Source organism: Streptomyces sp. NPDC053367, from assembly GCF_044545925.1.
Lineage (GTDB): Bacteria > Actinomycetota > Actinomycetes > Streptomycetales > Streptomycetaceae > Streptomyces.
Window position 1 is genome coordinate 301,394 of record NZ_JBITYN010000013.1, and the last position, 11,064, is coordinate 312,457.

The window sequence follows — 11,064 nt, forward strand, 5'->3', positions numbered from 1 at the left end:
CGTGCGGGATGTCGCCGCACAGCCGGTCCAGCAGGTGATGGCGCAGCAGGTGCGCGGGCGCGTGGGCGCGGTCGTGGTCGAGGCGGCCGGCGAGGAAGACGGCCTCCTGCCCGGTCAGCTCGAAGTCCCGGCTCGGCGCGAGGCCGAGGTCAGGTCCGCGAAGTACACCCGCCGGCCGTCGGTGAGCAGCGACAGGTGCGTGCCGACCGCGACGTGACCGGCGAGCCGGTCGCGGTGCGTCGACGCCTCCATGTGTCCCTCCCCCTCACCCGGCGGCAACCAGGCCAGATCATGTCAGCCCGCCCGTGCCCCGGACAGAGGAAAGGGCGCGGGGCGGCCGGAGAGGGCCGGGGCGTGTGGGGGTCGGAGGCCGGAGAGGGCCGGGACATGTGTGTGGGTTGGGGGGGGGCGGCCGAAGGGCCGGGACATGCGGAAGGGGGCCGCGGCCCGAAGGCCGCGGCCCCCTTCCGGGGCGGCTGCGGCGCCGCTCAGGCCGCGGCCGCCGCACCGGCGTGGCCGTGCACCGCGGAGAGGACCGCGGTGAGCTGCTCGACGACCTCGGCGTCGTCGGCCGGGTGGGTCTCGGCGAACCGGGTCACGGAACCCGGCACGGAGAGCTTGACGTCCTCCAGCACCTTGGCGCCGGCGATGCCCGCGGCCTTGCGGGCCTCGTCCTGCGCCCATACGCCGCCGTACTGGCCGAACGCGGTGCCGACCACGGCGACCGGCTTGCCGACCAGGGCACCGGCACCGTATGGGCGGGAGAGCCAGTCGATGGCGTTCTTCAGGACGGCCGGCATGGTGCCGTTGTACTCGGGCGAGAACAGCAGCAGCGCGTCGGCCGAGTTGGCGGCCTCACGCAGAGCCACGGCGGCGGCCGGGACGGAGCCCTCGACGTCGATGTCCTCGTTGTAGAAGGGAACGTCGGCCAGGCCCTCGAACAGGTCGATCTGCGCGCCCTCGGGAGCGTGCTTCACGGCCGCCTCGGCGAGCTGGCGGTTGTGCGAACCGGCGCGAAGGCTGCCGACGAGCGCGAGGATGCGGACGGACATGGCTACTCCTGATGACTGATGAAAGTGGTGCTGTGAGGACCGCGGGGACGATCGAGTCGTTATCCGGACCGGGGTCCGTTGAAAGTTGTACCACTGAACCGGACCGAGGTCCAGTTCCCGCTCCGGATCAACCGGACCGTGGTCCCCTTCTGTGTACCAGTTAACCGGACCACGGTCCAGTTTCATTCCCGATGGTTTACGCTGTCTTCATGTCCACCGACCTCCCGCTCCTTCAGCCGCCCTCGCGAGAGCCGGACCCGGGCGTCGAGTCGAGCCTCCTCGGGATGCCCGAGGAGGGCCCCTGCCTGCGCGCCGACGCCGCGCGCAACCGGGCCAAGCTGCTGGACGCGGCCGCCCGGCTGATCGCCGAGCACGGCGCGGCGGGTGTCACGATGGAGGCGGTCGCCGCGGCGGCCCAGGTAGGCAAGGGGACGGTGTTCCGCCGGTTCGGCGACCGCACCGGCCTGCTCAACGCGCTGCTGGACCACTCCGAGCGCCGGTTCCAGGCCGCCTTCATCGGCGGACCGCCCCCGCTGGGCCCCGGCGCGCCGCCCGTGGAGCGCCTGGTGGCGTTCGGGCACGCCGTACTGCGCCGCACGGTCGAGCAGCTGGATCTGCAGCTCGCCGCCGAGCCGTCCATCGAGCGGCGGTTCGCCGCGGCCCCCCGGCAGGCGCTGCACGCCCATGTGGCGATGCTGTTGCGCCGGCAGCTGCCCCAGGCGGACACCGAGCTGCTCGCGCACACCCTGATGGGCTACCTCAACCCCGTCCTGATCCACCACCTGATCAGGCAGTGCGCCATGCCGATGGACCGCCTGGAGGCCGGCTGGACGGACCTGGTCGCCCGCGTCACCGGCGCCGAGCCGCCCCGCTGAACCTCCGCGACGCCCCAACTTCCCAAAGTGCACGGCGAGTTCACGTCTACGCGCGGCACGTTCGTAGAACCGTGAAGGACCCGGTCCCGCCCGGAACCCCGCATCCCGGCTCTGCCAAGATGCGTGAGTCATGGTGCAGATACCCAAGCAGTCAACGCCTTCGTCGCCCTCGTCGCCCGCACAGCCCGTCGTGCCCACGAGCGCCGACGTGGCCCGTCTGGCCGGAGTCTCGCGCGCGACCGTCTCCTACGTACTGAACAACACCAGCGCCGTCCGCATCAGCGAACCCACCCGCCGCCGGGTGCACGCCGCAGCCAAGGAACTGGGCTACGTCCCGCACGCCGCCGCCCGCAGCCTGCGCGCCGGGCACAGCCGCACCGTCCTGATGCCCGCCCCGACCGTCCCCGCAGGCCCGCTCTACAGCCAGTTCCTCAACGATCTCCAGTGGGCACTCGGCCGCCTCGACTACACCGTCGTGCAGTACGGCACCGTCGGCCCCGGCGGCGACGAGGCCGCCCGCGCCTGGGCCGAACTGCGTCCCGCCGCCGTCCTGGTGCCCGGCTCGGGACTGAGCCCCCAGGGCGTGGCCGTGCTCAAGCGCTCCGGCGCGCGAGCCGTCGTCACCATCGGCCCCGCCTCGGTCGAGGGCGCCCACGCCCTGCTCATGGACCACGAGGAGGTCGGCCGCGCGGCCGGCGCCCACCTCCACGCCCGCGGCCGGCGCCGGATCGGCGTCGTCGTGCCCGCCGAACCCGGCCTCGACACCTTCTCCACGCCCCGCCTCGCCGGGGTCCGCCGCGCCCTGCACGGCACCGCGGCCACCGTGCACGAACTCCCCCTCGCCTACGAGGAGGAGTCCGCGGCCCGGCTCGCCGCCCGCTGGCCCGAACTGGGCCTGGACGCGGTGTTCGCCTATAACGACGAGTACGCCATGCTGCTGATGCGCGCCCTCCAGGACGAGGGCGTCCGCGTCCCCGAGGACACCGCCCTCATCGGCGCCGACGACCTGATGCTCGGACGGCTGCTGCGGCCCCGCCTGAGCACCGTCCACATCGAACTGCCCTCGGTGCGCGACCTGGCCGCGCTCGTCGACCGCGCGGTGCGCAACCCCGCCGCCGCGCCCGAGACCCACAAAGTGCTGGGAGCCACGGTGATCCACCGCGACTCCAGCTGAGCGGTCACCCGTCCCGGGACCGCGACTCCCTGCGGACTCTCACTCGCCCTGGGACGCGGCCCGCTGCGCGGCCACCGCCTTGCGCACCTCGTCCATGTCCAGGTTCCGCGCCTGCCCGATCACATCGGTCAGCGCGGCCTCCGGCAGCGCGCCCGGCTGGGCGAACACCGCGACCTGGTCACGGACGATCATCAGCGTCGGGATGGACTGGATGCCGAAGGCCGCGGCCAGCTCCGGCTGCGCCTCGGTGTCGACCTTGCCGAACACCAGGTCCGGGTTCTCCTCCGCCGCCTTCTCGTAGACGGGCGCGAACTGCCGGCACGGCCCGCACCAGGCTGCCCAGAAGTCGATGAGAACGAACTCGTTCTCGGTGACCGTCCGGTCGAAGTTCTCCTTGGTCAGCTCGACAGTGCTGCTCATGGCGTGAATCCCTCTTCCTGGTGTCGGGGTGAGCCGTCCGCACCAACACGGAGGGACCGGCTGGTATTCCGTGCGTGCACAGTCACGCAACCGCGCGCGTACCCGTGTGGCCACGCCGCACACCACCCGTAAGACTGACCCCATGACGGAAACGGATTCCAACGCGTACGACGTCGTGGTGCTCGGAGCCGGGCCCGTGGGGGAGAACGTCGCCGACCGCACCCGCGCGGCCGGTCTGTCCACCGCGGTCGTGGAGAGCGAACTGGTCGGCGGCGAGTGCTCGTACTGGGCGTGCATGCCCAGCAAGGCGCTGCTGCGCCCGGTCATCGCCCACGCCGACGCCCGCCGCCTGCCCGGTCTGAGCCGGGCCGTCCAGGGCCCCCTCGACGCGTCCGCCGTGCTGGCCCGCCGGGACGAGTACACCTCCCACTGGAAGGACGACGGACAGGTCGGCTGGATCGAGGGCATCGGCGCCGACCTGTACCGCGGCCACGGCCGCCTCACCGCGCCCCGCACCGTGGAGGTCACCGCCCCCGACGGCACCCGGCGCACCCTCACCGCCCACCACGCGGTCGCCGTGTGCACCGGCACCCGCGCCCAGCTCCCCGACCTGCCCGGACTGGCCGGCGTACGCCCCTGGACCAGCCGCGAGGCCACCAGCGCCGAGGCGGCCCCCGCCCGGCTGATCGTCGTCGGCGGCGGTGTCGTCGCCACCGAGATGGCGACCGCCTGGCAGGCCCTCGGCTCCCGCGTCACCCTCCTCGTGCGTGGCAAGGGCCTGCTCAACCGCATGGAGCCCTTCGCCGGGGAACTCGTCGCCGAGGCCCTGACGGAAGCCGGCGCCGAGGTCCGGACGGGCACGTCGGTCGAGTCCGTGACCCGCGAGAACGGCACCGTGATCGTCACGACCGGCGCCGGGGAACGCCTGGAGGCCGACGAGATCCTCTTCGCCACCGGCCGCGCCCCGCGCACCGACGACATCGGCCTGGAGAACGTCGGCCTGGAGCCCGGCTCCTGGCTCCCGGTCGACGACAGCCTCCGCGTCAGGGGCACCGACTGGCTCTACGCCGTCGGCGACGTCAACCACCGCGCCCTGCTCACCCACCAGGGCAAGTACCAGGCCCGTATCGCCGGTGCCGCCATCGCCTCCCGCGCCTCCGGCGAGACCGCCGACCTGGAGACGCAGGAGCCCTGGAGCGCCCACGCCGCCAGCGCCGACCACGCCGCCGTCCCCCAGGTCGTCTTCACCGACCCCGAGGCCGCCTCCGTGGGCCTCTCGCTGGCCGAGGCGGAACAGGCCGGGCACCGGGTGCGCGCGGTGGACGTCGACTTCTCCTCGGTGGCCGGCGCCGGCCTGTACGCCGACGGCTACCGCGGCCGCGCCCGCATGGTCGTGGACCTGGAGGACGAGATCCTGCGCGGGGTCACCTTCGTCGGCCCCGGCGTCGGCGAACTCATCCACTCGGCCACCGTCGCGGTCGCCGGACAGGTCCCGGTCAGCAGGCTCTGGCACGCCGTCCCGTCGTACCCCACGCTCAGCGAGGTGTGGCTGCGGCTGCTGGAGGCATACCGCGACAACTGACCTACCGGCAGAGCGAGTTCACTCGGGCAGATCGAAGCCGAGCGCCCGCGCCGCGGCCGCGGGCGTCGGCTGGTTCCAGCGCTCCGCCATCGCCCGCGCCGACGACAGCGAGCGCGGCTCGGCCCGGTCCAGGTAGAGCGTGCCGTCGAGGTGGTCCGTCTCGTGCTGCACGATCCGGGCGGGCCAGCCGGTGAACACCTCGTCGAGCGCGCGGCCGTGCTCGTCCTGCCCGGTCAGCCGCACCATGGCGGGCCGGGCCACCACGGCCTGCCAGCCCGGCACGCTCAGGCAGCCCTCGAAGAACGCCGCCCGCGCCGCGCCCACCGGCGTGTACGACGGGTTCACCAGCACCCGGAACGGCTGCGGCACCCGGCCGCGCGCCAGCCGCACCTCCTCCGGCACCGGCGCCGGGTCCTCGATGACGGCGATCCGCAGCGCCACCCCCACCTGCGGCGCCGCGAGGCCCACACCGGGCGCCGCCCGCATGGTCTCCCGCAGCGCGGCCACGAACCGGGCCAGCAGAGCGGGCCCCAGCTGACCGTCGTACGGCTCGGTGCCCTGCCGGAGCACCGGGTCGCCGGCGGCGACGATCGTCAAGGGGGCGTCGGCGGCGAGGAGTTGCTCGACCTGCTCGGCAAGGGGTGCCTGTGCGCGGGGAGTTGCCATCGGGCCAGCATGTCACGTCACGCCTGACACCTGTCACCGCGCCTGTGACGCAGACCACTTCACCGGGCGGGAACTCGGTGCCGCCCTCGTCCGACTCCTGGACCGCAACGGCCGGCACAGGCCGTTATCCCGCCATGGAGAGACCCACCGATGACCACCGCTCCCTCGCCCGAGACGGACGAGGCACCCCAGCCCGCGATCCCGGCCGCCGCCACCCGGCCGGGCCCCTGGCGGCCCCTGCGGCCGCTGGTGCTGCGCCTGCACTTCTACGCCGGCCTGCTCGTCGCCCCCTTCCTGCTCGTCTCCGCCGTCACCGGCTTCCTGTACGCCGGCTCGTTCCAGGCCGAGAAGATCCTCTACGCCGACCGGATGACCGTCCCGGTCGGCGACACCAAGCTGCCCGTGTCCCGGCAGGTGGCGGCGGCCCGCGAGGCGCATCCCGAGGGCGAGATCGCCGCCGTACGCCCGTCCCCCGAGGACGACGCCGGCACGCGCGTGCTGCTCTCCGGGGTGCCGGGCGTGGCCGAGGGACACACGCTGGCCGTGTTCGTCGACCCGTACACCGCCGAGGTGCGCGGGTCGCTGGAGCAGTACGGGGCGAGCGGCGCGCTGCCGCTGCGGACCTGGATCGACGAGTTCCACCGCGATCTGAAGCTCGGTGAGAGCGGCCGCCTCTACAGCGAGCTGTCCGCGAGCTGGCTGTGGGTGATCACGGGCGGCGGTCTGGTGCTGTGGTTCTCCCGCGCGCGGGCCCGCCGCAAGGTGCGCGGCAGCAGTGGCCGCCGCCGCACGCTCGGCCTGCACGGCACCATCGGCGTATGGGCCGCGGCCGGCTTCTTCTTCCTCTCCGCGACCGGTCTGACCTGGTCGGCCCACGCGGGCGAGTCCATCGACGAACTGCGCACCGCGGTCGGCCACGCCACACCCTCGGTGTCGACGACGGTCGGCGGTGCCGCGGGTGCCGGCGGTGGACACGCCGAGCACGGGGGAGCCGCCGGGCCGGCCTCCGGCGGGCCCGGCGCCGCCGGTGTCGGCCTCGACAAGGTGCTGGCCGCCGCCCGCGCCGAGGGGCTCGGCGACCCGGTCGAGATCGTCCCGCCGGCCGACGCGTCGTCCGCGTACGTCGTCAAGCAGGTGCGGCGCAGCTGGCCCGAGAAGCAGGACGCGGTGGCGGTCGACCCGCGCACCGGCCTGGTCGTCGACGTCGTACGGTTCGACGACTATCCGCTGCTGGCCAAACTGACCCGCTGGGGCATCGACTTCCACACCGGCACCCTGTTCGGTCTCGCCAACCAGATCCTCCTGATGGTGCTCATGCTCACCCTGGTCGTGATGATCGTCCTGGGCTACCGCATGTGGTGGCAGCGCGGCCGCGGCTCCGCCTTCGGCCGCCCGGTCCCGCGCGGCGCCTGGGCGCAGGTGCCGCCGCACATCCTGGTGCCCCTGCTGGCCGTCGTCGCCGTACTCGGCTACTTCCTGCCGCTGTTCGGCATCCCGCTGGCCCTGTTCGTCGTCGTGGACGTGATCCTGGGGGAGATCGCCTACCGGCGGGGCGGCCGGCGGTACGGCAAGGACGCGACGGCCGGGGTGGACTAGGGCCTGTTCGGTTCAGCCCGCGAGAGGGCCCGGCATCCGGGGGATGCCGGGCCCTCGGCGTGCGAGCGGGGCCGCTCATCCCCGCCCGGCGGCCTCCAGCGCGGCGAGTTCGGCGTTGGCGCGCTCGGTGACACGGGCCAGGACACGGCCCGTGGCGGCGAGGTCCTCCGCCGGGACGTCCGCCCAGATCCGGGCCGTGATCGGCGCGGTCTCCGCGCTCGTGGTGCCGTACAGCGCGCGCCCGGCGTCCGTGATCCGCAGCGCGGGCCCGTCCTGCTCGGCGAGGCCCCGGTCGATCAGCTCGCCGAGCGTGGCCGCGATCTCCGGCTCCGGGACCTTCAGGGCCGCCACCGCGTCGGCGACGACGGCGTCACGGCCGACGGGCCCCTCGGCGACGGCCAGCAGCCTGAGCGTCACCGACTGCTGGAAGGTGGTGTCGTACCGGGCCAGGACCCGCTCCAGGACGGCGCGTGCGGCGTAGTGGGCGAGCGCCAGGCTGCGCGGGGTGACGGCGGGGGAGGGGGCCGCGGTGGTGGTCATGACTGCTCCTGCCTGTTCGCGTTCTCGGAGGATGGATCGAGCGGTGCGTCGAGCAGGGCCGCGAGGTCGCGGACGAGGCCGCGGGTGCGCTCGCCGTCGAGCCCGCCGAGCGGCTCGAGCAGCTGCTCCAGCAGCACGTGTACGACGTCGATGGCCTGCCGGGCCGTGCGGCGGCCCTGCTCGGTGAGCGCCAGCTGGACCGCGCGCGGGTCGCGGGGGTCGCGCTCCCGGGTGACGAGGCCGGCGCTCTCCAGGGAGCGTGCCAGCTTGGACACGTACAGCGGTTCGAGCCCGGTGTGGTCGGCGAGGCGCCGCTGGCTGGGGCGTTCACCCGTGCGCTGCATGCCGTACAGCGAGGCCACCAGGGAGTACTGGGCGTGGGTGAGCCCCAGCGGGCCCACCGCGCGGTCCACGGCCGTCCGCCACTTCATGGACAGCCGCCACACCAGGAAGCCGGGCGTCGCGCCCTCGGAACTCGTGCTCATGACGGATACAGTACATGGCTACTATGTACATGGCTACTATTTCTTTCGGGGGCCGGGTGATCCCCGGCCGTCACCATGACGAAAGGGTGCGCACGGGACTAGGTTGTCGGTCATGAGCAATCTCGACCGCGAGGCGGTCCCCGCCGTGTGCGGCGGCCGCGGTTTCGTGGTGGCGGAACCCGTACGCGAACTCCTCAGCCCGCGCAAGGTCAAGCTCGGCGAGTCCAGCGAGGTCCGCCGGCTGCTGCCGAACCTGGGCCGCCGTATGGTCGGCGCCTGGTGCTTCGTCGACCACTACGGCCCCGACGACATCGCCGACGAGCCCGGGATGCAGGTGCCCCCGCACCCGCACATGGGCCTGCAGACGGTGAGCTGGCTGCACGAGGGCGAGGTGCTGCACCGCGACTCCACCGGCAGCCTGCAGACCATCCGCCCGCGCGAGCTGGGCCTGATGACCTCCGGCCGGGCCATCAGCCACTCGGAGGAGAGCCCCCGTCCGCACGCCCGCTTCCTGCACGGCGCCCAGCTCTGGGTCGCCCTCCCCGACAGCCACCGCCACACCGACCCGCGCTTCGAGCACCACGCCGACCTGCCGGTCGTCACCGCGCCCGGACTGCGGGCGACCCTGATCCTCGGCACCCTGGACGGCGCCGCATCCCCGGGCACGACCTACACCCCGCTCGTCGGCGCCGACCTCGCCCTCAGCCGCGGCGCTGACCTCCGGGTCCCTCTCGACCCCGACTTCGAGTACGCCGTCCTCTCCATGTCGGGCGAGGCCCACGTCGACGGCGTCCCCGTCCTGCCCGGCTCCATGCTCTACCTCGGCTGCGGCCGCACCGAACTCCCGCTGCGCGCCGAGTCGGACGCGGGGCTGATGCTGCTGGGCGGCGAGCCGTTCGAGGAGGAGCTGATCATGTTCTGGAACTGGATCGGCCGCACCCAGGAGGAGATCGAGCAGGCCCGCCGCGACTGGATGGAGGGCACGCGTTTCGGCGAGGTCAAGGGTTACGACGGTGCTCCGCTGCCGGCTCCCGAGCTGCCGGTGACTCCGCTGAAGGCCCGGGGCCGGGTGCGCTGACTGAGGGGGGGTGCCCGGTGTCCCGGGGGTGGCGGGGGGACGGTCCCGGCGGTCCCACGGCGTGGCGCCGAACAGCCGCCGCGGCCCGTCAGGGCACCTCGGCCTCGAAGAGGGCCGCGCAGCCGTGGACCGAGAGGGTGTGGCGGGGGAAGCGTGCGGCCAGCTCCGCGCGCAGGTCGTCGAGGCTGTCCTCGGAGTTGTGCATCACGCCGCGCCAGTTCCACGCCGCGAAGCTCGCGCGGGCGGCAGGGCCCACGGGGACGCCCTTGGTGAGGACGGTGGCGCCGAAGAGACGCCCGCCCGGCCGGACGCACGCCGCGACGTGGTCCAGCACCCTGGCCTTCTCCCGGATGGTCCCGGGCACGCAGTGCAGCAGGAAGTTCACCGACGCCGAGCCGAAGGACGCCTCGGGAAGCGGCAGCGGTTCCAGCGCGTTGGCCCGGACCGTGCTGACGTCGAACCGGGGAGCCAGACGCCGCGCCGCGTGGCGCAGCGAGTGCTCGTTCAGATCGGCCAGGGTGATGGACTGCTCCGGCGCCGTACGGCAGTTGTCCAGGAAGTAGCCGGTGCCCACACCCACGTCCAGGTGGTTCGGGGACACGTTGCGGTCGAACATCGCGACCACCTCGGACACCGGGACCCGGAACAGATAGCGGCAGTTGAACTTGAAGGCCACCAGGTCGTACAGGGGCAGCGTCCACGGCTGGTACATGGCCTGGCCGGCGTGCACCTGGGCGGAGTGGGACGAGGTGGTCACGGGGAACCTCCGGCCGACGGGCGATTGCGTCCGGCCCCGACTATACGGGGCGCAAGTGCCGTGCCTCGCGGGGCAGTCGGGCGGACCGCGAGGCACGGCCCCGGCACGGGAGGGGGCGGGGTCAGCGGACCGTGGCTCCGGCCCGGTCGCGGACCCACTCCACGATCCTCGCCGTCGGCGTCCCCGGGGTGAAGATCTCGGCGACACCCAGCTCCTTGAGCGGCGCGATGTCCGCCTCCGGGATGATGCCGCCGCCGAACACCTCGATGTCCGCGGCGTCGCGCTCCCTCAGCAGCTCGATCACCTTGGGAAAGGCGGTCATGTGCGCGCCCGACAGGACGGACAGGCCCACGAAGGCGGCGTCCTCCTGGACCGCCGTGTTCACGATCTGCTCGGGTGTCTGGTGGAGACCGGTGTACACGACCTCCATCCCCGCGTCCCTCAGTGCCCGGGCCACGACCTTCGCCCCGCGGTCATGACCGTCGAGCCCCGGTTTGGCCACGACGATCCGGATCTGCTGCTGCATGGTGAAGTCGCCCTTTCTCACGGCGTGTTCAGAAGGTGTCGGTGGGGGTGTAGGTGCCCCAGGTCTCCCGGAGCGCGTCGCAGACCTCGCCGACGGTCGCACCGGCGGCGAGGGCGTCCTTCATCGGATAGAGAACGTTGTCCGTGCCGGCGGCGGCCTTCTTCACCCGGGTGAGCGCCTCGTCCACGCGTGGGAAGTCCCGCCACGCGCGGAGTTTTGCGAGGCGTTCGGCCTGCTGGGCCTCGATGGCGGGGTCGACGCGCAGGGGCTCGTAGGGCTCTTCCTCGTCGAGCTGGAAGCGGTTGACGCCGAC

Annotated in this window: 14 protein-coding genes; 6 read left to right on the forward strand and 8 right to left on the reverse strand. The window is 73.3% G+C overall.

The genetic code is table 11. From position 1 onward, the window contains the following. The first annotated feature begins 1 nt into the window (after window position 1). Entirely contained in the window at window positions 2-217 is a 216-nt protein-coding gene (locus tag ACIGXJ_RS32935; protein WP_399653260.1) for a hypothetical protein, read from the forward strand. A 271-nt stretch (window positions 218-488) separates the two neighbouring features. Here the strand turns inward: ACIGXJ_RS32935 and ACIGXJ_RS32940 are convergent, their stop codons facing one another. Continuing rightward, the gene (locus tag ACIGXJ_RS32940; protein WP_399653262.1) at window positions 489-1,052 is read right to left on the reverse strand and encodes an NAD(P)H-dependent oxidoreductase; all 564 of its coding nucleotides are present in this window, start codon (window positions 1,050-1,052) and stop codon (window positions 489-491) included. 209 nt (window positions 1,053-1,261) lie between these two features. Between ACIGXJ_RS32940 and ACIGXJ_RS32945 the strand changes: the two genes are divergently transcribed. Then, window positions 1,262-1,927 carry a TetR/AcrR family transcriptional regulator gene (locus tag ACIGXJ_RS32945; protein WP_399653264.1) on the forward strand — a complete coding sequence of 222 codons (666 nt, stop codon included), beginning with the start codon at window positions 1,262-1,264 and terminating at the stop codon, window positions 1,925-1,927. A 130-nt stretch (window positions 1,928-2,057) separates the two neighbouring features. Further along, window positions 2,058-3,101 carry a LacI family DNA-binding transcriptional regulator gene (locus ACIGXJ_RS32950; RefSeq protein ID WP_399653266.1) on the forward strand — a complete coding sequence of 348 codons (1,044 nt, stop codon included), beginning with the start codon at window positions 2,058-2,060 and terminating at the stop codon, window positions 3,099-3,101. Between the two features lie 39 nt (window positions 3,102-3,140). Here the strand turns inward: ACIGXJ_RS32950 and trxA are convergent, their stop codons facing one another. Beyond that, the gene (gene trxA, locus ACIGXJ_RS32955; protein ID WP_399653268.1) at window positions 3,141-3,521 is read right to left on the reverse strand and encodes a thioredoxin; all 381 of its coding nucleotides are present in this window, start codon (window positions 3,519-3,521) and stop codon (window positions 3,141-3,143) included. Between the two features lie 142 nt (window positions 3,522-3,663). On the opposite strand from trxA, the gene ACIGXJ_RS32960 reads away from it, so the two are divergent. Beyond that, entirely contained in the window at window positions 3,664-5,103 is a 1,440-nt protein-coding gene (locus ACIGXJ_RS32960) for a dihydrolipoyl dehydrogenase family protein (RefSeq protein ID WP_399653271.1), read from the forward strand. A gap of 18 nt (window positions 5,104-5,121) precedes the next feature. Here ACIGXJ_RS32960 and ACIGXJ_RS32965 read toward each other — a convergent pair whose 3' ends face one another. Further along, entirely contained in the window at window positions 5,122-5,769 is a 648-nt protein-coding gene (locus ACIGXJ_RS32965) for a peptide deformylase (protein WP_399653274.1), read from the reverse strand. A 150-nt stretch (window positions 5,770-5,919) separates the two neighbouring features. Between ACIGXJ_RS32965 and ACIGXJ_RS32970 the strand changes: the two genes are divergently transcribed. Further along, window positions 5,920-7,365: a PepSY-associated TM helix domain-containing protein gene (locus ACIGXJ_RS32970; protein ID WP_399653276.1), complete on the forward strand. Its 1,446-nt coding sequence runs from the start codon at window positions 5,920-5,922 to the stop codon at window positions 7,363-7,365. 75 nt (window positions 7,366-7,440) lie between these two features. On the opposite strand, the gene ACIGXJ_RS32975 is transcribed toward ACIGXJ_RS32970, so the two are convergent. Further along, on the reverse strand, window positions 7,441-7,905 hold the full coding sequence (locus ACIGXJ_RS32975) for a MarR family transcriptional regulator (protein ID WP_399653279.1): 465 nt from the start codon (window positions 7,903-7,905) through the stop codon (window positions 7,441-7,443). Then, window positions 7,902-8,390, reverse strand: coding sequence for a MarR family winged helix-turn-helix transcriptional regulator (locus tag ACIGXJ_RS32980; protein ID WP_399653281.1), 489 nt, complete (start codon window positions 8,388-8,390; stop codon window positions 7,902-7,904). The genes ACIGXJ_RS32975 and ACIGXJ_RS32980 overlap by 4 nt, the downstream gene beginning before the upstream one ends. Window positions 8,391-8,502: 112 nt before the next feature. Here ACIGXJ_RS32980 and ACIGXJ_RS32985 point away from each other — a divergent pair, with 112 nt between their 5' ends. Continuing rightward, a complete protein-coding gene (locus ACIGXJ_RS32985) occupies window positions 8,503-9,468 on the forward strand; it encodes a pirin family protein (RefSeq protein ID WP_399653283.1) in 966 nt (321 codons plus the stop codon). Between the two features lie 88 nt (window positions 9,469-9,556). On the opposite strand, the gene ACIGXJ_RS32990 is transcribed toward ACIGXJ_RS32985, so the two are convergent. The 3 genes from ACIGXJ_RS32990 to ACIGXJ_RS33000 all read right to left on the reverse strand — a co-directional run. Then, window positions 9,557-10,225, reverse strand: a complete 669-nt coding sequence (locus tag ACIGXJ_RS32990; protein WP_399653286.1) for a class I SAM-dependent methyltransferase — start codon at window positions 10,223-10,225, stop codon at window positions 9,557-9,559. Between the two features lie 121 nt (window positions 10,226-10,346). Beyond that, the gene (locus tag ACIGXJ_RS32995; protein ID WP_399653328.1) at window positions 10,347-10,751 is read right to left on the reverse strand and encodes a cobalamin B12-binding domain-containing protein; all 405 of its coding nucleotides are present in this window, start codon (window positions 10,749-10,751) and stop codon (window positions 10,347-10,349) included. Window positions 10,752-10,779: 28 nt separating this feature from the next. Continuing rightward, window positions 10,780-11,064 (reverse strand): methylmalonyl-CoA mutase family protein (locus tag ACIGXJ_RS33000; RefSeq protein ID WP_399653289.1); only part of this gene is annotated, 285 nt, incomplete at its 5' end.